Raw genomic sequence first — 20,839 nt, 5'->3', positions numbered from 1 at the left:
TTCCGGCCCCCTGCTTCCTCATCGCGAAAAGCGCGGGAAACAGAGGCGCCGCGGGCATGCGCCGGCTCACCAGCGGCCGGCCGGCGTCAGGCTCGCGGCGGAGCCTGCGTTGCCACGGCTGCGGCGCAGCCCGGTCCACTGCAGCTCGGCCAGCACGATCACGCACACGGCCTGCGCCAGCACCCAGGCCACGCCCACGGCGGTGACCGGGAAGATGCCGCTCACCAGCAGCGAGATGCAGGCCACGGCCCAGCCGAAATTGCCGACGACGACAAGGCCGATCAGCGTGCGCGGCGGCGTGCTGCGGCTGGCCATGAAGGCGGCCATGGCCGCGTAGGCCAGCAGGAACACGCCGGTGCCCATGAGCAGCGGCGCCGGCAGCCCTGTCAGCCCGGCGAGCGCGCCGGTGAAGGCCACCTGCAGCGCGCCGGTGGCGGCGCAGGAGGCGGCGTCGGCCCACATCACGTTGGGCAGGAAGCGGGGGGATGCGAAGATGGACATGGCGGACATGGAATCTCTCCTTGGGTGGTTACGCCGCAAGCCAGTCCTGCCGCGTTGGGGTCGATGATTCCGGCCCCGCTGCATCGGGTCGATGACCTGGGAGGTCATGGCGCCGCGCCATCGCCACGCCAGAATGCGGGTCCATGAACACCACCCGCTCCCACACGTCCAAGGCCGGCCAGCCCGGCGCGCGCGACCCGTTCGGCGCGCACCTGCGGCACTGGCGCACCCATCGCCGGCTCAGCCAGCTCGACCTGGCGCAGGAGGCCGAGGTCTCTACCCGGCACCTGAGCTACGTCGAAACCGGCCGCGCCGCGCCCAGCCGCGAGATGGTGCTGCGCCTGGCCGAGCGGCTCGAGGTTCCGCTGCGCGAGCGCAATGCGCTGCTGGTGGCCGCCGGCTTCGCGCCGATGTACAGGCAGCGCTCGCTCGACGACCCCGCGATGGCCGCCGCGCGCCGCGCCGTCGACCTGGTGCTGAAAGGCCACGAGCCCTTTCCGGCGCTGGCCGTGGACCGCCACTGGAACCTGGTCGCGCACAACGCGCTGGTTCCGCTGCTGATGGAAGGCGCCTCGCCCGAGTTGCTGAAGCCGCCGATCAACGTGCTGCGCCTGAGCCTGCACCCCGAGGGCGTGGCGCCGCGCATCGCCAACCTCGCGCAGTGGCGCGTGCATCTGCTGGAGCGCCTGCAGCAGCAGATCGCCGCCACGGGCGACGCGGTGCTGCAGTCATTGCACGACGAACTCGAAGCCTATCCGGCGCCCGCGGTGAGCCACGACGCGCCCGTCATCGACACCGCGCTGTCGGCGGTGGCCGTGCCCTTCCAGGTGGTGATGCCCGGCGGCGTGCTGAGCTTCATCAGCACCATCACGATCTTCGGCACGCCGGTGGACGTCACGCTGCAGGAACTCGCGGTGGAGTCGTTCTTTCCTGCGGATGAGCAGACGGCGGCTGCTCTGACCGCGCTGGCGGCGCAGCAGCAGCAGCAGCAGGCGGGCTGAGGTCCGCCCTGCCCTGCGCATCGCGCGGCGGGCCTTCGAAGTCGTCGACCTGGATGACCTTGTCGGCCGCCTTCAGGTAGGCCAGCGCCAGCTCGGGGTCGGGCGCCGAGCGCGCAGCCTCTTCAAGCGAGTTCGTGCGGCGCAGCACCTTGTTGAGCGCGGCCGTGCCGTCGCCAAGCTTCGCGCCCAGTTCCATCGCATGCATCAGGTCGAGCAGGCCGCCCGCGGCTGGCTCGCTCAGGTCGGGCGCCAGCCGCCCGACGATGCGCGGGTCCTTGCGCAGCAGGTCGGCCAGTTCGAGCAACTGCAGGTCGCGCAGCGGCGCCAGGTGCGCGGTGCGGCGCAGCACCAGCGAACCGATCACGCGCCGCCCCGGCGCCGGAAGGTTCGCGTAGAGATCGCGCAGGATGCCGCCGGCCTCGTCGATCTGCAGCCGGATCGCCGCTTTCGCGAAAGGCAGCATTTCCGGCGCCCGCTCGACGCCGTAGCGCCACACGCAGGCGCTCGCCAGATAGAGATGCGCGAGCACGTCGCCCAGGCGCGCCGAGAGCAGCTCCATGCGCTTGAGCTTGCCGCCGAGCATGCCCATCGCGAGATCGGCCGTGAGCGCGTACTTGGCGCTCATACGCGCGATGAGCCGTGCTTCATGCACCAGTTCGTCCGGCGGCGAGCCGAGCACCGGCGCGCCGAACAGGCTGCGCCACAGGTTCACCGCCACGTGCCGGCCGTGCGCCATCAGCGCCTTGCCGAGCGCGGTCTCGTCCTTCGCCTGCACGGCGGCCATTTCGTCGAGCACGTGCGGATGGCACCGCACCGCGCCCTGCCCGAACACGATCAGCGCACGCGTGAGGATGTTGGCGCCTTCCACCGTGATCGCGATCGGCGCCTGCCGGTAGGCCACGCCCAGCAGGTTGGAGGGGCCCGAGATGATTCCCTTGCCGCCGAGGATGTCCATGCCATGGTTCACCGCGCGCCGGCCCGCTTCCGTCAGCTGCACCTTGAGGATGGCGCTCGCCACGCTGGGCCGCTCGCCCTTGTCGAGCGCGGCGGCCGTGAAACGGCGCGCCGCGTCGCTCGCATACAGCTCGGCCGACATCTGCGCGACCAGCCCCGCGACAGCATGGAACCTGCCCACCGGCATGCCGAACTGCTCGCGGATCCGGCCGTAGCCGTTGGCCACGTACAGCGCGGTCTGCTGCATCGCCGAGCCCAGCGCCGGCAGCGATATCGCGCGGCCCGCCGCCAGGCATTCCATCAGCATGCGCCAGCCCTGGCCGACCTGCTGCTCGCCGCCGATGATCCAGTCCATCGGCACGAACACCTGGCGGCCGTGGATCGGGCCGTTCATGAAGGCGCTGTCCATCGGCCGGTGGCGACGCCCGATCTCCATGCCGGCCTGCGGCACGGGAATGAGCGCGCAGGTAATGCCCAGCTCGCGCTCGCCTTCCGGCCTGCTCTCGTCGATGGCGTGGAAGGCCAGCCCGACCACTGTGGCGACCGGTGCGAGCGTGATGTAGCGCTTGTCGAAATCGACCAGGAAGCCGCGCCGCATGCGCCCGCCGATCTCGCGCTCCACCAGCACGCCGCGATCGGGAATCGAGGCCGCATCCGAGCCCGCGTAGGGCGAGGTCAGCCCGAAGCACGGCAGCTCGCGGCCGTCCGCCAGGCGCGGCAGGTAGTGGGCCTTCTGAGTGTCGGTGCCGTAGCGCAGCAGCAGCTCGGCCGGGCCCAGTGAATTGGGCACCATCACCGTGACGGCGGTGGCCACGTTGACGGTGGCGATGCGCGCAACCACCGCGGCGTGCGCATGGTGGCCGAAGCCGAGCCCGCCGAATTCCTCGGGAATGATCATTCCGAAGAACCGCTTCTCGCGCAGGTAGCGCCACACCTCGGGCGGCAGGTCGCGCGCCTGGTCGATGGCGTGGTCGTCGAGCATGCGGCACAGTTCGCGCACTTCGTTGTCGAGAAAGGCCTGCTCGCGCTCGGTGAGCCGGTTCGGGCCCATGGCCGCGAGTGCGCCGAAGTCGGGCCGGCCCGCGAACAGCCGCCCCTCGAAGCCGACAGTGCCGGCCTCCAGCGCGGCGCGCTCGGTGTCGCCCAGCGGCGGCAGCGCCTTCGAGAAAGGCTGCATGGCCCATCGGCCGATCAATGAAGCCAGTGGCATGGTGCGTCTCCTTCCTGCCGCCGCGGATTCGCGTGCGGATCGTCACCATTCTTCGGGCTTGCGGCCGGCTCGCGGGGCCGGTCAAGGACGTCCCCGGTTGTCGGAGACGGGCGCCTGTCGCCTAGCGCTTCTTCGGTGGCTGGGTCGCGCCGGCACCGGCGGGAGCCGCCGCCGGTGCAGCCGCCGGGTCGCGCCAGCCGTATTCCACGTAGCGCCGGATGATCAGGCAACCCGGCGGCGAATCGATCAGCGAGACCGACGAGGTCGGCTCCTTCTCGTCGGTGTAGACCGCGTAGTTGGGCAGCAGCCGGGTCATCTTGTAGTTGCCCAGTTCCTGCTGGCCGACGCTCGCGCAGGTGAAGGGCGCCACCGAGATGCGCTCGGCCGACACGGTGCAGGCGCCGCTGTCGTCGGGAATCGCGGTGATCGACGCGGCCACGCCCGCGTTCGGAAACTCCATGCCGATCAGCGAGAAGATCGGCCCGCCGTCGGGGCGCTTGCGGTCCCAGTCGAGCAGCACGTCGTGGCTGCGGCTGCCCTGCACGGTGAGCGTGGCAAGCCGCGTGATCGCCGGCAGGCAGCGCTTGACGCCCACGCTGGTCGCGGCGCGCGTGAGCGTGTCCTGCGGCAGGGCGGGCGGCGCCAGAACGCCCTGGGCGAGCACGCTGCCGGCGAAGGCCCATGCGAGGGCCGCCAGCGGCAGACGGGGGAATCGTTGGGTCGGCTTCATTCCGGTCCTCATGCGTAAAGGTTTTCGATGGCGGCGGTGTAGACGCGCACGTTCTCCTCGCCCTCGGGGTCGAGGGTGGCGATGAAGCGGCGCGCGCGCTCGCGGTAGGCCGGCAGGTCGGCGTCGTGTTCGGCGAAGGCGCGCCGCAGCGCGAGGCCGCCCTCCTCGCAGTCGAAGCCGTGATAGCGGTAGCCGCAGTCGCCGATGAGGTGCGAGTTGTGGATCAGCGGATAGCCGCCGTACAGCGCCTCGTAATAGAGATAGTTCTGCGCGTTCTCCCAGTGGTGCGCGAACACGGCGTCGATCTTGCCGGGCATCACCTGGAACATCGGAAAGCGCCCTTCGAAGGTGGCCAGGCCGTGCTGCACGATGTCCAGGCTCTGCGCGAAGCCGATGAAGAGCGCCTTGTCCTTCAGGTGGAAGCTGTTGTAGACCCACATCTTCTCGATGAGCCTGGGCTGCGCGCGGTGCGCGGCCTCGCAGCCGAGCATCGGGATGAAGCTGGTCTTCACCATGCAGATGTTGGGCTCGAAGATGGCCACGCGCCAGCGGCTTCGGCCGGGCTCGTAGGCGAAGGGCGCCCCCTGCGGCGCGCGGGCCATGGCACGCTCCAGCACCATAGGGCTCCACAGGTGCGGCATGAGCCGCACCGGGGCGCGGAAGGTGCTCTCGAAATACGGCTTGCACGACACCTCGTACTCGGGGATCGTCCAGACCTCGTCGTAGGGCGCGCCCGAGATCAGCAGGCCGTGCGGCTTGTCGAAGATCATGCGCTCGATGTCGATCACGTAGTCGTTGCCCACGCGCATCGAGACGATCTTGCCGCCGCGCTCGCGGAACGCCACCGACCACGGCACGGCGAGCTGGGCGCTCATCTCGAACATGACGTCGAGTTGCTGCCCCGCCGTGGCCATGTCGATGACGGGCACGGGCGAGTCGGCGAGGAAGTTGGTGGCATCCGCCGGGCCGCCGTCGCCGCCGCCGGCCACCAGCACCGCGCTTTCGACGCGCGGCGAGCGCAGCAGCAGCATCACGAGAAACAAACAGTTCTGGTAGACGCCGTTCTCCCACAGGCTCTGCTCGCCCTTGCGGATAAAGATGGAGACGCCGACCTTGAGCTTCGCCGGCATCATGCGGCGGCCCTCGCTGCATCGGCGCGGAAGCCTGCATTGCCGCCCACGAGGTGCAGCAGGCGCTGCGCGTAGCCCTCGATGTTCGCGGGATTGAGCGGGTCGACCGACTGGAACACGCGCTGAGCGCGGGCGCGGTAGTCGTCCAGCTGCAGGTCGTGGGAGCGCACGGCTTCGCGCAGCTGCGCGGCACCGGCGGCGATGTCGAAGTCGGGGTAGTAGTAGCCCGCGTCGCGCAGCCAGGGCGAGTTGTGCACCAGCGGGTAGTTGCCGTAGAGCGCGTCGAGATAGCCGTAGTTCTGGTCGTTCTGCCACTGGTGCGAGACCACCGCGTCGGCGAACTGCACCATGAAGCCCGCGAAGTCGTTGCGGCCGTGGAAGGTCGCCTTGTGCTGGCGCACGATGTCCAGCGAGTTCGCCAGGTACAGCATGGTCGGGTGGTCCTTCAGGTGCAGGCTGTTGAGCACCTGCATCGAGGTCACGGCCGACGGGTCGACGCGGTAGGCGCCGTCGCAGATGAGCATGGGCACGCTGCAGGTCTTCACCACCGAGATGTTGGGCTCGAAGATCGCCACGCGGAAGCCCGGCTGTTCGGCGGTGCGCGGCCTGTAGCCGAAGGGATAGCCCGCGGCCTCGACCTCTGCGACGCGCTGGGCCAGGAACTGCGGCGACCAGAGGTAAGGCACCTCGTGCACCGGACAGCGGTGGATGGTGCGCATCATGGGCGCAAACACTTCGTCCTTGGGCAGCAGCCACACCTCGTCGCAGCGGTCGGGCTTGCTGAAGTGGCCCTTGTCGGTGAAGACGATGGGCTCGGCCAGCGCCGCGAAAGGCTGGCCCACGCAATGGAACACCACGCGGCCGCCGCATGCGCGGAAGTATGAGAGCCACTGCACGTCGAGCGCGCCGGCCATCTCGATGACCACGTCCAGCGCGTCGGTGAGTTCGCGGGCCCGGCCGAAGCCCAGGCCCATGGCGGCCATGTCGACCTGGGGCGGCATGGCCTGCTGGTCGCCCGCGTCGACGAGGGTCACGGATTCGACGAAGTCGATGCGTTGCAGCAGCCGGGCCAGGAACAGGACGTTCTGCCCCATTCCGTTCTCCCAGATGTTCTGCCCCGCATGGGTAAGGACTGAAATACCTATGCGCATGAGGCGGAGTGTGTACCAGAAAGAACGGCTCCCACGCCGTGAAGCGAGGGAGCCGCCTGTTCGAGGGCCGGTTCGGCGGCCTTTCAGTGGCTTATTCCCTTATTTCCACTTCCAGCCGATGCCGGCGTTGATGCCCCACTCCTTGCCCGTGGTCGTCAGGCCCGCGCCCCACGACATCTTGCCGTCGTCCGACAGTGCCTTGAAGGTCAGCGCCACCGCGCTGTAGCCCTTGTAGCTGCCCAGGCCCACGCCCACCGTCTTCTCGCCCGGATAGAGCGTCGGCAGGTAGGTGCCCGACATCGCGAACGCCATGGCCGTGCCCGAGTAGGCGATGCGCGCCACGTCGCCGACCTGGCCCTGCACCTGGTTGAGCTGCTGCACGTTGACCGCGTCGCCCGGCAGGATGCCCGCCGCCACGTTGCTGATGCGCGTGCCGCCCGGCGCCTGGCCGTTGCCCAGCGTGATCTGGTTGTAGTTGACCGAGCCGTCGGGGTTGGTCGCGTACTGAACGCTGCTGGCCTTCGACGCCGCCGAGGCCGCCTTCAACTGCGCCACGTTGGTCGCATCGCTGTCGGCCGTGCCCGCCGCCACGCCGGTGATCTGGCGGTACTGGCCGTTGGCCGCGTCGCCCACAGACACCGCTGCCTGCGTGCTGGTGGTCGCCTTGATCGCGGCCTCCTGCTGCGCCGTCGCGCCGCCCGGCACGTAGCCGGCCATGCCTGCGGCAGTGGAAGCCACCGAGCCGGAGCCCAGCGCCACGCCGCCGCTTTGCTGGACGATCGCGCCGAAGCCGATGGCCGTGCCCTTGGAGACGTTCTGCGCCTGGCTCAGCGGCGTGCCGCCCGCATCCGCGTTGTCGCCCAGCGCCACGCCGCCGCCGCCCGCACGGGCGTTGGCGCCGATGGCCTGCGAGCCCGTGGCCAGGGCGCCCGTGCCGATGGCGATCGCATTCGCACCCGTGGCCTGTGCGCCGAAGCCCACCGCCACCGCGCCGTCGGCCGTCGCCTTCGCACCGTTGCCGGCCGCGAAGGAGTTGGCGCCGCTGGCCACCGACTGCGGGCCGATCGCCACCGCCTCCTGCCCGCTGGCCACCGAGTCGCCCGCCGTCGAGTTGGCGTGGAAGTACTTGGTGCCGGTGTTGTAGATGTTGTTGACCGAGGTGCTCAGGCTGTTGAGGTTGACGTTCGTCGTGCTCAGGCCCGTCGACAGGCTGCCGATGCCGCTGAACGCCGTGCTCAGGCCCGACGAGGTCGAGGTCGAGAGGCTGTTGATGCTGCTCGCGGCGGTGCTCAGGCCGCTCGACGTGGAGGTCGACAGGCTGCTGATGCTGCTGGTAGCGGTGCTCAGGCCCGTGGAGGTCGAGGTCGACAGGCTGTCGATGCTGCTCGTCGCGGTGCTCAGGCCGGTCGACGTCGACGTGGACAGGCTCGCCAGGCCGCTGCCGGCCGAGGACAGGCTGGTGGACAGGCTGTCGACGGTGCTGTTGGTCGTGCTCAGGCCCGTCGACAGGCTGTTGATGCTGCTGGTGGCGGTGCTCAGGCCGGTCGACGTGGAAGTCGAGAGGCTGTTGATGCTGCTCGTCGCAGTGCTCAGGCCGGTCGAGGTCGACGTGGACAGGCTGTTGACCGTGCTGTTGGTCGTGCTCAGGCCGGTCGACAGGCTGTTGATGCTGCTCGTGGCGGTGCTCAGGCCGGTCGAGGTCGAGGTGGACAGGCTGTCGATGCTGCTGGTGGCGGTGCTCAGGCCAGTCGAAGTCGACGTGGACAGGCTGTTGATGCTGCTGGTCGCAGTGCTCAGGCCGGTCGAAGTCGAGGTCGACAGGCTGTCGATGCTGCTCGTCGCGGTGCTCAGGCCCGTCGAGGTCGAGGTGGACAGGCTGTCGATGCTGCTGGTCGCAGTGCTCAGGCCGGTCGAAGTCGAGGTCGACAGACTGTTGATGCTGCTGGTGGCAGTGCTCAGACCCGTCGAGGTCGACGTGGACAGGCTGTCGATGCTGCTGGTCGCAGTGCTCAGGCCCGTCGAGGTCGACGTGGACAGGCTGTCGATGCTGCTGGTCGCAGTGCTCAGGCCGGTCGAAGTCGAGGTCGACAGGCTGTTGATGCTGCTGGTGGCAGTGCTCAGACCCGTCGAGGTGGAAGTCGAGAGGCTGTCGATGCTGCTCGTGGCAGTGCTGAGGCCGGTCGAGGTCGAAGTCGACAGGCTGTTGATGCTGCTCGTCGCAGTGCTCAGACCCGTCGAAGTCGAGGTCGAGAGGCTGCTGACGGTGCTGTTCGTCGTGCTCAGGCCGGTCGACAGACTGTTGATGCCGCTCGTGGCGGTGCTCAGGCCCGTCGAGGTCGAGGTGGACAGGCTGTCGATGCTGCTCGTCGCGGTGCTGAGGCCGGTCGACGTGGAGGTCGACAGGCTGTCGATGCTGCTCGTGGCAGTGCTCAGGCCGGTCGAAGTGGAGGTCGACAGGCTGCTGATGCTGCTCGTCGCCGTGCTCAAGCCAGTCGACGTGGAAGTCGAGAGACTGTCGATGCTGCTCGTCGCAGTGCTCAGGCCGGTTGAAGTCGAGGTCGACAGGCTGTTGATGCTGCTTGTCGCGGTGCTCAGACCCGTCGACGTGGACGTCGAGAGGCTGCTGACAGTGCTGTTGGTCGTGCTCAGGCCGGTCGACAGGCTGCTAATGCCGCTGGTCGCAGTGCTCAAGCCGGTCGAAGTCGAAGTCGAGAGGCTGTCGATACTGCTGGTCGCGGTGCTCAGGCCGGTCGAGGTGGAGGTCGACAGGCTGTTGATGCTGCTTGTTGCGGTGCTCAGACCCGACGAGGTCGACGTCGACAAGCTGTTGATGCTGCTCGTCGCCGTACTCAGACCGGTCGACGTGGAAGTCGACAGACTGCTGACGGTGCTGTTGGTCGTGCTCAGGCCGGTCGACAGGCTGTTGATGCTGCTGGTGGCGGTGCTCAGGCCAGTCGACGTGGAAGTCGAGAGGCTGTCGATGCTGCTCGTTGCAGTGCTCAGACCGGTCGAGGTGGAAGTCGACAGGCTGTTGATGCTGCTCGTCGCGGTGCTCAACCCCGTCGACGTGGAGGTCGACAGGCTGTTGATGCTGCTCGTCGCCGTGCTCAACCCCGTCGACGTGGAGGTCGACAGGCTATTGATGCTGCTCGTGGCCGTGCTCAAGCCCGTGGAGGTCGAAGTCGACAGACTGCTGATGCTGCTGGTTGCCGTGCTCAGGCCAGTCGACGTGGAGGTGGACAGGCTGTCGATGCTGCTCGTGGCGGTGCTCAGCCCTGTCGAGGTCGAGGTCGACAGACTGCTGATGCTGCTCGTGGCCGTGCTCAGGCCAGTCGACGTGGAGGTCGACAGGCTGCTGATGCTGCTCGTCGCGGTGCTCAGGCCCGTGGAGGTCGAAGTCGACAGGCTGCCGATGCTGCTGGTGGCCGTGCTCAACCCCGTCGAGGTGGAGGTGGACAGGCTGTCGATGCGGCTGTTTGCCGTGCTCAGGCCGGTCGACGTGGAAGTCGACAGGCTGCTGATGCCGGTCGAAGTCGACGTGGACAGGCTGTTGATGCTGCTGGTTGCGGTGCTCAGACCGGTCGAAGTGGAAGTCGACAGGCTACTGATGCTGCTCGTCGCCGTGCTCAGACCCGTCGAGGTGGACGTGGACAGGCTGTCGATGCGGCTGTTTGCCGTACTCAGGCCGGTCGACGTGGAGGTCGACAAGCTGCTGATGCCGGTGGAAGTCGACGTGGACAGGCTGTTGATGCTGCTGGTGGCAGTGCTCAGGCCAGTCGAAGTCGAAGTCGACAGACTTGCAACAGCGCTGTTCGTGGTGCTCAGGCCGGTCGAGGTGGAGGTCGACAGGCTGTTGATGCTGCTGGTCGCCGTGCTCAGGCCGCTCGAGAGCGAAGCCGTGACGGTCTTCACCTGGGAGACGTTGACGGCATCCGTGTCCGCGCTGCCCGGGGCCACGCCGGTGATCACGCGGTTGCCGACGTTCAGTTCGCCCGACGCGTTCTGCTTGCTGGTCAGGCCGAAGGCGTCGTAGTTCGTCATCGCCGCGGCGCTGCGGCTGGCCGTGGAGTTCGCGCCCAGCGCCACGCTGTTGTCGCCGTTGGCGATGGCGTTCTGGCCGATGGCCACGCTGTTCGCGCCGATGGCCTGGCTGTCCGCGCCGGTGCTGTTGGCGTGGAAGTACTTCGTGCCGGTGTTGTAGATCGAGCTGACCGAAGAACTCAGGGTGCTCAGGTTGCTGTTGGTCGTGCTCAGGCCGGTCGACAGGCTGCCGATGCCGCTGGTGGCGGTGCTCAGGCCCGTGGAGGTCGAGGTCGACAGGCTTGCGATGGAGCTGTTCGTGGTGCTCAGGCCAGTCGACGTGGAAGTCGACAGGCTGCTGATGCCGGTCGACGCCGATGTGGACAGGCTATTGATACTGCTGGTCGCCGTGCTGAGCCCCGTGGAGGTCGAAGTCGACAGGCTGCTGATACCGGTCGAAGCCGACGTGGACAGGCTGCCGATGCTGCTCGTTGCCGTGCTCAGGCCCGTAGAGGTCGAGGTCGACAGGCTGCTGATTCCGGTCGACGCTGAGGTGGACAGGCTGGCAACAGAGCTGTTCGTCGTGCTCAGGCCAGTCGACGTGGAAGTCGACAGGCTGCTGATGCCGGTCGACGCCGAGGTCGACAGGCTCGCAACGGAGCTGTTCGTGGTGCTCAGGCCCGTCGAGGTCGAGGTCGAGAGGCTGCTGATGCCGGTCGAAGCCGACGTGGACAGGCTGCCGATGCTGCTCGTCACTGTGCTCAGACCGGTGGAAGTCGAGGTCGAGAGGCTCGTAATGGAGCTGTTCGTGGTGCTCAGGCCGGTCGACGTCGAGGTCGACAAGCTGGCGATCGAGCTGTTGGTCGTGCTCAGGCCCGTCGAAGTCGAAGTCGACAGGCTGCTGATGCCAGTCGAAGCCGACGTGGACAGGCTGCCGATGCTGCTTGTCGCAGTGCTCAGGCCCGTGGAAGTCGAGGTCGACAGGCTCGCAACCGAGCTGTTGGTGCTGCTCAGGGCCGTCGAGAGGCTGCCGATGCTGCTCGCCGAGTTACTCAGGCCGGTCGACAGGCTGCTGACGGCGCTGTTGGTCGTGCTGAGACCGGTCGACAGGCTGCTGATGCTGCTTGTCGCGGTGCTCAAACCCGTGGAGGTCGAGGTCGACAGGCTCGCAACGGAACTGTTGGTGGTGCTCAGGCCGGTCGACGTCGAAGTCGACAGGCTGCTGATGCCGGTCGAAGCCGACGTGGACAGGCTGCCGATGCTGCTCGTGGCCGTGCTCAGGCCGGTCGAGGTCGAAGTCGACAGGCTGCCGATGCTGCTGGTGGCGGTGCTCAGCCCCGTCGAGGTGGAGGTCGACAGGCTGTTGATCCGGCTGGTCGCGGTGCTGAGCCCCGTGGAAGTCGAGGTCGACAGGCTGCTGACGGTGCTGTTGGTCGTGCTCAGGCCGGTCGAGAGGCTGACGATGCCCGTGGAGGTCGAGGTCGACAGGCTTGCGACCGAGCTGTTCGTGGTGCTCAGGCCGGTCGAGGTCGAGGTCGAGAGGCTGGCCAGGCTGCTGTTGGTGGTGCTCAGGCCGGTGGAAAGGCTCGATGCGGTGGTGCTCAGCTGCGCGACGGTCACGGCGTCGGTGGGCGCGGCGCCGTCGGCCAGGTTGGTGATGCGGCGGTTGGTCGCGGCCGTGCCGCCGCCGAACGAGACTTCGCCGCCGTTGGCCGTCTGGCCGGTCATGTAGGCGGCGCCGGTCGGGGCGGCCGCGCCCGTCACGCTGCCGTTGCCGATGGCCACGGCGTTGGCGTACTGCGCGATGGCCTTGTAGCCGATGGCCACGGCATTGGCGCCAGCCGCGTTGGCCAGCGTGCCGATGGCCACCGTGCGCGTGTTCGACGCGAGCGCACCGGCACCGATCGCCAGGGCCTGCTGGGCCGATGCGTTGGCCGTATCGCCCAGCGCCACCGCCGACTGGCCGGTTGCGGTGGTGTTGTTGCCGAGCGCGACGGACTGTTGCGCCGCGAAGCCGTTCACGCCGATTGCGATGGATGCCACGGCGGAAGCGTTGGCGTTCCGGCCGATGGCCGTCGAGTCCTGGACGGCGCTTGCGCTGCTGCCGAGCGCGACGGCACCCAGGGCCGTTGCGCGCGAGCTGTCGCCGAGGGCGACCGTGCCTGCGCCGATCGCGTTGGTGTTGTTGCCCATTGCGACGGCGCCCTGGCCGATCGCGTTGTTGGCGTTGCCGATGGCCACCGCGCCGTTCGCGGCGGTCGTGCCGGCGGCGTCGCCTGCGGCCGTGCTGTCGGCACCCAACACCACGGCGCCGGTGCCGTTGGCGGTGTTGGGATCGCCGATGGCCACGGCGCCATTGCCCGTGGCCTTCTGGCCGCGCCCGATGGCGACTGCGCCACCCGTGGCCGAGCCGCTGTTGGCGGTGGTGCCGCTGGAGCCGATCGCCACGTTCTGGCCCGTGGCGCCGCTGATCACGCCATCGCCCTGAGCGATGCCGAAGGCGCCGTTGACCACTGCGCCGCGGCCGAGCGCGATGCCCGAAGTGGCGGTCGAAACCACCGAAGACTGACCGCCGATGGCGATGGAGTCGGCGGCCGCTGCGGCTGCGCCGCCGGTGGCGTTGCCGCCGATGGCGGTCGAGCCTGCGCCGCTGGCTGCGGTGGCCGTGCCGATGGCCACTGCGTTCGAGCCAGAGCCGAGTGCGTTGACGCCGAGGGCGAGCGTCGCATCGACCACCGAGGTCGTGTTCGGCGGCTTGACCGATGCGCCGTTGCCGATCGCGATGCTGCGGGTCGAGCGGTCGTCCGTCGCGGCGTTGCCGCCGATGGCGATGCCCGCGTTCTGGGCCGAGACGCCGAACTGGTCGGCGGATGCGCCGGTGCCCAGCGCGATGCTGCCGCCCCAGCTGTTGGCGTTGGTGCCGATGGCCACTGAGTTGACGTCGGTGTTGGAGCCGATGGCGGCGTTCTTGCCGATGGCGATGGAGCCGTCGGCCCTGGCCAGGGCGGTGTTGCCCACCGCGACGGAGCTGTTGCCCAGGCCTGCCGCGCTGGAGCCGACCGCCACCGCGCTCGCGGCAGCTGCGTTGGCGTTGTTGCCGATGGCCGTCGCGCTGGCGCCGCTGGCGTTGGCACCGCTGGCGATCGCAACGGTGTTCGTTCCGGAAACCTTGGAACTGGCGCCGATGGCGACACCGCCATTGGAACTCGCGGCAACGTTGGCGCCGTCGCCCTGCGCAATGCCGGAAACGCTGTTCACCACGGCGCCGCGGCCGACCGCGATACCCGAAGTCGCAGCCGCCGCCACGTTGGACTGGCCGCCGATGGCGATGCCGTCGGTCGCCGCGGAATTGGCGACGCCGCTGGCATTGCTGCCGATGGCGATGGAACCGGTGCTCGATGCCGTGGTCCCGTTGCCGGCTGCGAGCGAGTTCTGGCCGGAGGCCTTGGCGCCCACGCCGAACGCGGTCGCGCCCTGCGCGGTGGCGCTGGTGCCGTTGTTGCCGATGGCCAGCGTGTTCGTGGCGGTGGCCGAGGTCTGGCCGCCGACGGCGGTCGAATCCTGCCCCGTGGCCTTGGCGCCCGTGCCGATCGCGGTCGAGTCGCCCAGGGAGGCCGCAGTGCCGCTCGCGTTGGCGCCCCAGCCGATGGCCAGGTTGCTGGAACCGACACTGGCGGCATTGGCATTCAGTCCAATGGCGATGCCGTTGACGCCCTGCGCACTGGCAGCGTTGCCCACGGCCACGCTGCTGGTGCCGATCGCATTGGCGGCGGAACCGAGGGCGGTGCTGTTGTCGCCGGCGCTGCGTGCATTGAAGCCGGCGGCCAGGCTCGTGATGCCGGTGGCCTGGGCCTGGTGGCCCAGCGCGGTGGCGAGCTTGTTGGCCACCGCCGCCATGCCGATGGCCGTGGCGCCCGCGCCCTGGGCGGTCGTGAAGGAGCCGATCGTCGTCACGCCCAGGAAGTTGCCGCCGTTCGAGGAACAGCCGGCGACCGTCGACCACACGCCCGAGCCATCGACCGGGGCGACGGTCGCCCCGTACGCCGTCGTGCCATCGGGGCCGGTGCCGCCGCCGGTCACGCAGGTGCCCGACGGCCCGAGCACCGAGGCCCCCGCATGCGGGCCAAAGGCCATGGAGGCGATCGCCAGACCGATCGCCGCGACCGTGGCGGTCACGCTGGAACCGCTTCGCTTGCCGCGCGCCGAGGTGATCTCCGATGCCGCCACCCAGGCGCCAAGGGATTCATTCCATATGCTTCTGTAAGACTTGTTCATGTGACTTTCGGCTCGCGGTGTGGACGGATTCGGATAGCGGAAATGCGATGCTTCCTGCCTCAGGCTCCATCGCGGAGGCGCTCAATACGGCACCTCAATTACAAGAATGGTGGAATGTACGGAGTTGTTTACATTTCCGATGCACCGCAGCATTCTTCAAAATCGACTCTGATGATTTAGTTCACAAAAATTTCAAAAAGCGTCCTCTCTTGCATGCCAGAAGCGGTCGTCGAACGTTGAAACAGGGTTCCAATTGAAGCCATGCAGACGTCCAATTCCATTCATTTGCATCGAACACCTCCCATCTGGCGGTCTTTTCCAGGCGTTCTCGGCGATGCCGCACAGCGGTTCGCTTTTCGGTTTCTTTGAATGCAAAGGTCTGCTGTGAAATTAAAATCGTGAAATTGATCACGACCCAATAGCAAGCCTCGTGACTTTTTTCACGCAAATGAGCCCACCTCCGGCAATTAACATTTAAGAAACAATTCAAATGTCTCTCGCCCCAAGGCTGCGCATCGGAATCACCATCGGCCTCCATCACGAGGCCGAAACGCTGTGGAACAACGGGATCAAGCAGAACGCCGTGTTCCTGGCGGAAGCGCTGAAGCACTGCCCGACCGTGGCCTCGGTAGTGCTCGTTAACACCACGGCCGTCCCGATCACCCAGGCCCTGCCCTGGGACCAGTCACGCTGGCCCACCGTGACCTTCGAGGCGGCCAAGGACAGCGTGGACGTGCTGATCGAGCTCGGAGGCCAGATCGACGCGGCGCAGACCGACTACCTCAAGCAGCGCGGCGCGCGGCTGGTGTCGTACTGCTGCGGCTTCGAATATGTGCACGCCATGGAGGCGATGCTGTTCAGCAAGCCGCTCTGGGGACAGAACCTGTTCGTCAACCAGCGCTACGACGACATCTGGATGGTTCCGCAGGTGGCCAACATCAGCCAGCCGTACTTCGAGGTGCTGCGCCGGGCCGATGCGCGCCCGGTGCCCTTCGTGTGGAGTCCGGTGTTCCTGGACGAGCGCACGCGCGGCCTGCCCGATACCGGCGTCTACCAGCCGAAGGCCGGCCCGCGCCGGTTGAGCGTGATGGAGCCGAACATCAACGTGGTGAAGTTCTGCCTCTACCCGGTGCTGATCGCCGAGCTGGCCTACCGGGCGCGGCCCGAGGCCATCGCGCTGCTGCAGGTCACCAACGCCGAGCGGCTGGCGAAGGAAAACATGGAGTTCATCATGCTGATGAACCAGCTCGACCTGGTGCGCCAGCACAAGGCGGTCTTCCTGGGCCGGCACGAAACGCCCGTGTTCCTCGCGCAGAACACCGACATCGTGGTCTCGCACCAGTGGGAGAACCCGCTGAACTACTTTTACCTGGAGACCTGCTGGCAGGGCTACCCGCTGGTGCACAACGCCCACCTGTGCGCGGACCTGGGCTACTACTACCAGGGCAACGACGTGTCCGGCGCCAGCACCCGCGTGGTCGAGGCCATCGACACGCACGACGCGCAGGCCGGCGCATACCGCGAGCGCCAGCGCAGCCTGATCGGCCGCTACCTTCCCGGCAACGCCGCGGCCACCGAGGTCTACGACACCCTGCTGCTCGGCCTGATGCGGCGCGCGGCCCGATAAGCCCGGCAGTCACCCGGCCAACGACAAGCGAACGAACCGACATGCTCGATCCATCCGAACTCCGGCAGTTCTTCCCAGTGATCGTGACGCCAAGCCACGACGGCAAGGTCTTCCTGAACTACGTCAACTCGATGCTGAACTTCGCCGTGCAGGCCGAGCGTGCCGGCATGCGGCTGCAGGTGTTCACGCACCAGGGCGAGAGCCTGGTGACGCGCGCGCGGAACAACTGCGTGGCCCAGTTCCTGGCCAATCCGCAGTGGACGCACCTTTTCTGGGTCGACGCCGACATCGGCTTCTCGGCGCAGGCGGCCTTCCGCCTGCTGCTGTCGGGCTACGACGTCGCGGCGGGGGTCTACCCGCTGAAGCGGGAGAACTGGCCCGAAGGCGGCGTAGCCGCTGGCACGACGCAGCAGCAGTTCGAGTCCACCTTCACCCGCTACACGGTCAACGCCCAGGCATCCGCGACCACCTCGCGGGTCGAACTGGAGGTGCAGCCCGACGGCTTCATGAAGATGACCGAGGCGCCGACCGGCTTCATGGTGATCAGGCGCCGGGTGTTCGAGCGGCTGATAGCGAGCTACCCCGAGCTGCGCTACGTGCCCGACAGCATCGGCGAGGCCGACCTGGGCCTGCACTACCGCTTCTTCGACGTCATGGTCGATCCGCAGACGCGGCGCTACCTGTCGGAGGACTACGGCTTCTGCCACCTTTGGACGGGGCTGGGCGAGTCGATCTATATCGACGCCAACTCCAACCTCTCCCACCAGGGCGCCAAGCTGTACCGCGGCGACTTCGCGAACTCGCTGCTGAACGCCCTGCCCCATGCGGTGGGCGGCCCGGCCGGCGCGGCGATGGTGCTCACGGGGCAGGAGTACCTGCAGCCCAACCAGCCTTCGCCCTGAAAAAGAAAAAGCCCCGCAGAAGCGAGGCTTGCGGGGCTCGTTTCATCGGGCGATCCGCAGATCACCCCGGGAGAGCCATCAGGCCGCGACCGTATCCGCCACGCCCTTGTAGTCCTCGATCTTGTCGAAGTTCAGGTACTGGTAGATCTTGTCGCCGTTGCTGTTGATCACGCCGATGTCGGCCATGTACTCCTCGCGCGTCGGGATGCGTCCGAGCTTCGAGCAGATGGAAGCCAGCTCCGCCGAGCCCAGGTACACATTGGTGTTCTTGCCCAGGCGGTTCGGGAAGTTGCGGGTGCTGGTCGACATCACGGTGGCGCCTTCGCGCACCTGTGCCTGGTTGCCCATGCACAGCGAGCAGCCGGGCATCTCGGTGCGGGCGCCGGCATTGCCGAACACGCCGTAGTGGCCTTCCTCGGTGAGCTGCTGCGCGTCCATCTTGGTCGGGGGCGCGATCCACAGCTTGACCGGGATGTCGCGCTTGCCTTCCAGCAGCTTCGACGCAGCGCGGAAGTGGCCGATGTTGGTCATGCACGAACCGATGAACACTTCGTCGATCTTGGCGCCGGCCACGTCCGACAGCGTCTTCACGTCGTCGGGGTCGTTCGGGCAGGCCACGATCGGCTCGTGGATGTCGGCCAGGTCGATCTCGATGACGGCCGCGTATTCGGCGTCGTCGTCGCCCTTGAGCAGCTGCGGGTCCTTCAGCCAGGCTTCCTGCGCGGCGATGCGGCGCTGCAGCGTGCGGGCGTCGGCATAGCCCTCGGCGATCATCCACTTCATCAGCGTGATGTTGCTGTTGATGTACTCGATGATCGGTTCCTTGTTCAGGTGCACCGTGCAGCCGGCAGCCGAGCGTTCGGCCGAGGCGTCGCTCAGCTCGAAGGCCTGTTCCACCTTCAGGTCGGGCAGGCCCTCGATCTCGAGGATGCGGCCCGAGAAGATGTTCTTCTTGCCCTTCTTCTCGACCGTCAGCAGGCCGGACTTGATGGCGTACAGCGGAATCGCGTTGACCAGGTCGCGCAGCGTGACGCCGGGCTGCATCTTGCCCTTGAAGCGCACGAGCACCGATTCGGGCATGTCCAGCGGCATCACGCCGGTGGCGGCGGCGAAGGCCACGAGGCCCGAGCCGGCCGGGAAGCTGATGCCGATCGGGAAGCGGGTGTGGCTGTCGCCGCCGGTGCCCACGGTGTCGGGCGTCAGCAGGCGGTTGAGCCAGGAGTGGATCACGCCGTCGCCCGGGCGCAGCGAGACGCCGCCGCGGGTGCTGATGAAGTCGGGCAGCTCGTGGTGCATCTTCACGTCCACCTTCTTCGGATAGGCGGCGGTGTGGCAGAACGACTGCATCACGAGGTCGGCCGAGAAGCCCAGGCAGGCCAGGTCCTTCAGCTCGTCGCGCGTCATCGGGCCGGTGGTGTCCTGCGAGCCGACCGAGGTCATCTTGGGTTCGCAGTACGTGCCGGGGCGCACGCCCTGGCCTTCAGGCAGGCCGCAGGCGCGGCCGACCATCTTCTGCGCCAGCGAGAAGCCCTTCTTGGTGTCGACCGGGCTTTGCGGCAGGCGGAACAGCGTCGATGCGGGCAGGCCCAGGGCCTCGCGCGCCTTGGCCGTCAGGCCGCGGCCGATGATCAGCGGAATGCGGCCGCCGGCGCGCACTTCGTCGAACAGCACGTCGCTCTTGACCTTGAATTCGGCGATGACCTTGCCGTCCTTCAGCGCCTTGCCTTCATAGGGGCGCAGTTCGACGACGTCGCCGGTGTCCATCTGGCTCACGTCGAGCTCGATGGGCAGCGCGCCCGCGTCTTCCATGGTGTTGTAGAAGATCGGGGCGATCTTCGTGCCAAGGCACACGCCGCCGAAGCGCTTGTTGGGAATGAAGGGGATGTCTTCGCCCGTGAACCACAGCACCGAGTTGGTGGCCGACTTGCGGCTGGAGCCGGTGCCGACCACGTCGCCGACGTAGGCGACCTGGTGGCCCTTGTCCTTGAGCGACTCGATGAACTTGACCGGGCCGCGCTTGCCGTCTTCCTCGGGCTGGAATGCGGTGCCTTCACGCTTGTTCTTGAGCATGGCCAGCGCGTGCATCGGGATGTCGGGACGCGTGGTGGCGTCGGGCGCGGGCGAGAGGTCGTCGGTGTTGGTTTCGCCGGGAACCTTGAAGACCGTGATGGTCAGGCTCTGCGGCACTTCGGGACGGCTGGTGAACCACTCGGCATCGGCCCAGCTCTGCAGCACGCCCTTGGCGTGGGCATTGCCCTTGTCGGCCTTTTCCTTGACGTCGTGGAACTGGTCGAACATCAGCAGGGTCTTCTTCAGGCCATCGGCCGCCACGGCGCCGACTTCGGCGTCGTCGAGCAGGTCGATCAGGGGGCTGATGTTGTAGCCGCCGAGCATGGTGCCGAGCAGTTCGGTGGCGCGGGCGCGCGAAATGAACTCGCTCTTCTCGGTGCCGTGGGCCACGGCCGCGAGGTAGCTCGCCTTGACCTTGGCGGCGTCGTCGACGCCGGCAGGCACGCGGTGGGTGAGCAGGTCCAGCAGGAAGGCGCCGTCCTTCGCGTTCGCGCTCTTGAGGAGCTCGATCGCTTCAGAGGTCTGCTTCGCGCTCAGGGGCAGCGGCGGGATACCGAGCGCGGCGCGTTCGGCAACATGGTCAACGTAGGCTTGCAACATCTTCTTTTCTCCGGAAACTGGGCTGGCGGGCATGCGGGGCGGCTCCGGCGGTCAAGCAAGAGCCGCGCCGCACCCCACCGGGGTAGGGACGCTTACTTCTTCTCGCCGTCGGCGCCGTCGAACAGGGCCTTGGGCGGGTTCTTCTTCATTTCTGCGGCAAACGCGATCTGGGCTTCGGTCTGGCATTCGTCGGCGATGCGCAGGCCGGCCTTCTGGTTCATCAGCATCGACTTGTTGCCGAGCTGGAGCCACATGGCGCCGGCGCGCGGGTCTTCGAGGCGGATGGCGCCGGTGCGGCTTTCGACCGGGTGCATGCGGTACTTCTGGCCCTTCGTGCTGACGGTGAAGAAGCCGGGCTTCTTCTCGTCGGCCGTGACGGTCACGTCGGCGCCGAGTTCGCACTGGGCCTTGCCGAGCGACACGCGCTTGGCGACTTCGAGATCGGCGTCGCTGAGGACGATGTTGGTGTCATCGCTGATCGGCGTGACTTCTTCCACCGCCTTGGCGGCCTTGCGGGTGACCTGGCGCTTCGGGGGCGCCTTCTTCGTCGTCTCGGCCTTGGCCGCGGGCTTGGCCGGCGTCGTGCTCTGTGCCACGGCCGCGAGCGGCAGTGCCAGGGCGACAGCGGCGATCAGGGCAATTTTCTTCATGTGTGGGTTTCCTTGAGG

At 67.8% G+C, this 20,839-nt stretch carries 11 protein-coding genes; 3 read left to right on the top strand and 8 right to left on the bottom strand.

What is annotated here, in order from left to right:
- Positions 1 to 66: 66 nt before the first annotated feature.
- Positions 67 to 501: a hypothetical protein gene (locus ABL843_RS08255; RefSeq protein WP_126022932.1), complete on the bottom strand. Its 435-nt coding sequence runs from the start codon at positions 499 to 501 to the stop codon at positions 67 to 69.
- 143 nt (positions 502 to 644) lie between these two features.
- Here ABL843_RS08255 and ABL843_RS08250 point away from each other — a divergent pair, with 143 nt between their 5' ends.
- Positions 645 to 1,502: a helix-turn-helix domain-containing protein gene (locus ABL843_RS08250; protein WP_418119543.1), complete on the top strand. Its 858-nt coding sequence runs from the start codon at positions 645 to 647 to the stop codon at positions 1,500 to 1,502.
- Here the strand turns inward: ABL843_RS08250 and ABL843_RS08245 are convergent.
- From ABL843_RS08245 to ABL843_RS08225, 5 genes are all read right to left on the bottom strand, one after another.
- The gene (locus ABL843_RS08245; protein ID WP_418119542.1) at positions 1,396 to 3,666 is read right to left on the bottom strand and encodes an acyl-CoA dehydrogenase; all 2,271 of its coding nucleotides are present in this window, start codon (positions 3,664 to 3,666) and stop codon (positions 1,396 to 1,398) included. The genes ABL843_RS08250 and ABL843_RS08245 overlap by 107 nt on opposite strands.
- Positions 3,667 to 3,787: 121 nt before the next feature.
- Positions 3,788 to 4,396: a hypothetical protein gene (locus tag ABL843_RS08240; protein WP_418119541.1), complete on the bottom strand. Its 609-nt coding sequence runs from the start codon at positions 4,394 to 4,396 to the stop codon at positions 3,788 to 3,790.
- An 8-nt stretch (positions 4,397 to 4,404) separates the two neighbouring features.
- Positions 4,405 to 5,529: a DUF2827 domain-containing protein gene (locus tag ABL843_RS08235; protein WP_418119540.1), complete on the bottom strand. Its 1,125-nt coding sequence runs from the start codon at positions 5,527 to 5,529 to the stop codon at positions 4,405 to 4,407.
- A complete protein-coding gene (locus tag ABL843_RS08230) occupies positions 5,526 to 6,677 on the bottom strand; it encodes a DUF2827 domain-containing protein (RefSeq protein WP_418119539.1) in 1,152 nt (383 codons plus the stop codon). Before ABL843_RS08230 ends, ABL843_RS08235 begins: the two co-directional genes overlap by 4 nt.
- Positions 6,678 to 6,776: 99 nt before the next feature.
- Positions 6,777 to 14,972 (bottom strand): ESPR-type extended signal peptide-containing protein, encoded by an 8,196-nt coding sequence (locus ABL843_RS08225; protein WP_418119538.1) that lies wholly within the window; start codon positions 14,970 to 14,972, stop codon positions 6,777 to 6,779.
- 490 nt (positions 14,973 to 15,462) lie between these two features.
- On the opposite strand from ABL843_RS08225, the gene ABL843_RS08220 reads away from it, so the two are divergent.
- Together ABL843_RS08220 and ABL843_RS08215 are read left to right on the top strand one after the other, a co-directional pair.
- Positions 15,463 to 16,599: a DUF2827 domain-containing protein gene (locus tag ABL843_RS08220; protein WP_418119537.1), complete on the top strand. Its 1,137-nt coding sequence runs from the start codon at positions 15,463 to 15,465 to the stop codon at positions 16,597 to 16,599.
- 41 nt (positions 16,600 to 16,640) lie between these two features.
- Positions 16,641 to 17,501 carry a hypothetical protein gene (locus tag ABL843_RS08215; protein WP_418119536.1) on the top strand — a complete coding sequence of 287 codons (861 nt, stop codon included), beginning with the start codon at positions 16,641 to 16,643 and terminating at the stop codon, positions 17,499 to 17,501.
- Positions 17,502 to 17,579: 78 nt separating this feature from the next.
- On the opposite strand, the gene ABL843_RS08210 is transcribed toward ABL843_RS08215, so the two are convergent.
- Complete coding sequence (locus tag ABL843_RS08210; protein ID WP_418119535.1) at positions 17,580 to 20,171, bottom strand: bifunctional aconitate hydratase 2/2-methylisocitrate dehydratase; 2,592 nt, start codon at positions 20,169 to 20,171, stop codon at positions 17,580 to 17,582.
- Positions 20,172 to 20,263: 92 nt separating this feature from the next.
- The gene (locus ABL843_RS08205) at positions 20,264 to 20,821 is read right to left on the bottom strand and encodes a hypothetical protein (RefSeq protein ID WP_184635559.1); all 558 of its coding nucleotides are present in this window, start codon (positions 20,819 to 20,821) and stop codon (positions 20,264 to 20,266) included.
- Positions 20,822 to 20,839: the final 18 nt, after the last annotated feature.

Origin of the sequence: Variovorax sp. 350MFTsu5.1, assembly GCF_048302515.1 — a bacterium.
Classification (GTDB): Bacteria; Pseudomonadota; Gammaproteobacteria; order Burkholderiales; family Burkholderiaceae_C; genus Variovorax; species Variovorax guangxiensis.
This window is presented reverse-complemented; position numbering and strand designations above follow the sequence as displayed.

What these genes read in the sequence shown, in the direction of transcription:
- ABL843_RS08230 (WP_418119539.1), bottom strand. Translation starts at nt 6,677, where the DNA reads ATGCGCATAGGTATTTCAGTCCTTACCCATGCGGGGCAGAACATCTGG.
- ABL843_RS08215 (WP_418119536.1), top strand. Translation starts at nt 16,641, where the DNA reads ATGCTCGATCCATCCGAACTCCGGCAGTTCTTCCCAGTGATCGTGACG.
- ABL843_RS08245 (WP_418119542.1), bottom strand. Translation starts at nt 3,666, where the DNA reads ATGCCACTGGCTTCATTGATCGGCCGATGGGCCATGCAGCCTTTCTCG.
- ABL843_RS08235 (WP_418119540.1), bottom strand. Translation starts at nt 5,529, where the DNA reads ATGATGCCGGCGAAGCTCAAGGTCGGCGTCTCCATCTTTATCCGCAAG.
- ABL843_RS08220 (WP_418119537.1), top strand. Translation starts at nt 15,463, where the DNA reads ATGTCTCTCGCCCCAAGGCTGCGCATCGGAATCACCATCGGCCTCCAT.
- ABL843_RS08240 (WP_418119541.1), bottom strand. Translation starts at nt 4,396, where the DNA reads ATGAAGCCGACCCAACGATTCCCCCGTCTGCCGCTGGCGGCCCTCGCA.
- ABL843_RS08255 (WP_126022932.1), bottom strand. Translation starts at nt 501, where the DNA reads ATGTCCATCTTCGCATCCCCCCGCTTCCTGCCCAACGTGATGTGGGCC.
- ABL843_RS08250 (WP_418119543.1), top strand. Translation starts at nt 645, where the DNA reads ATGAACACCACCCGCTCCCACACGTCCAAGGCCGGCCAGCCCGGCGCG.
- ABL843_RS08225 (WP_418119538.1), bottom strand. Translation starts at nt 14,972, where the DNA reads ATGAACAAGTCTTACAGAAGCATATGGAATGAATCCCTTGGCGCCTGG.
- ABL843_RS08205 (WP_184635559.1), bottom strand. Translation starts at nt 20,821, where the DNA reads ATGAAGAAAATTGCCCTGATCGCCGCTGTCGCCCTGGCACTGCCGCTC.
- ABL843_RS08210 (WP_418119535.1), bottom strand. Translation starts at nt 20,171, where the DNA reads ATGTTGCAAGCCTACGTTGACCATGTTGCCGAACGCGCCGCGCTCGGT.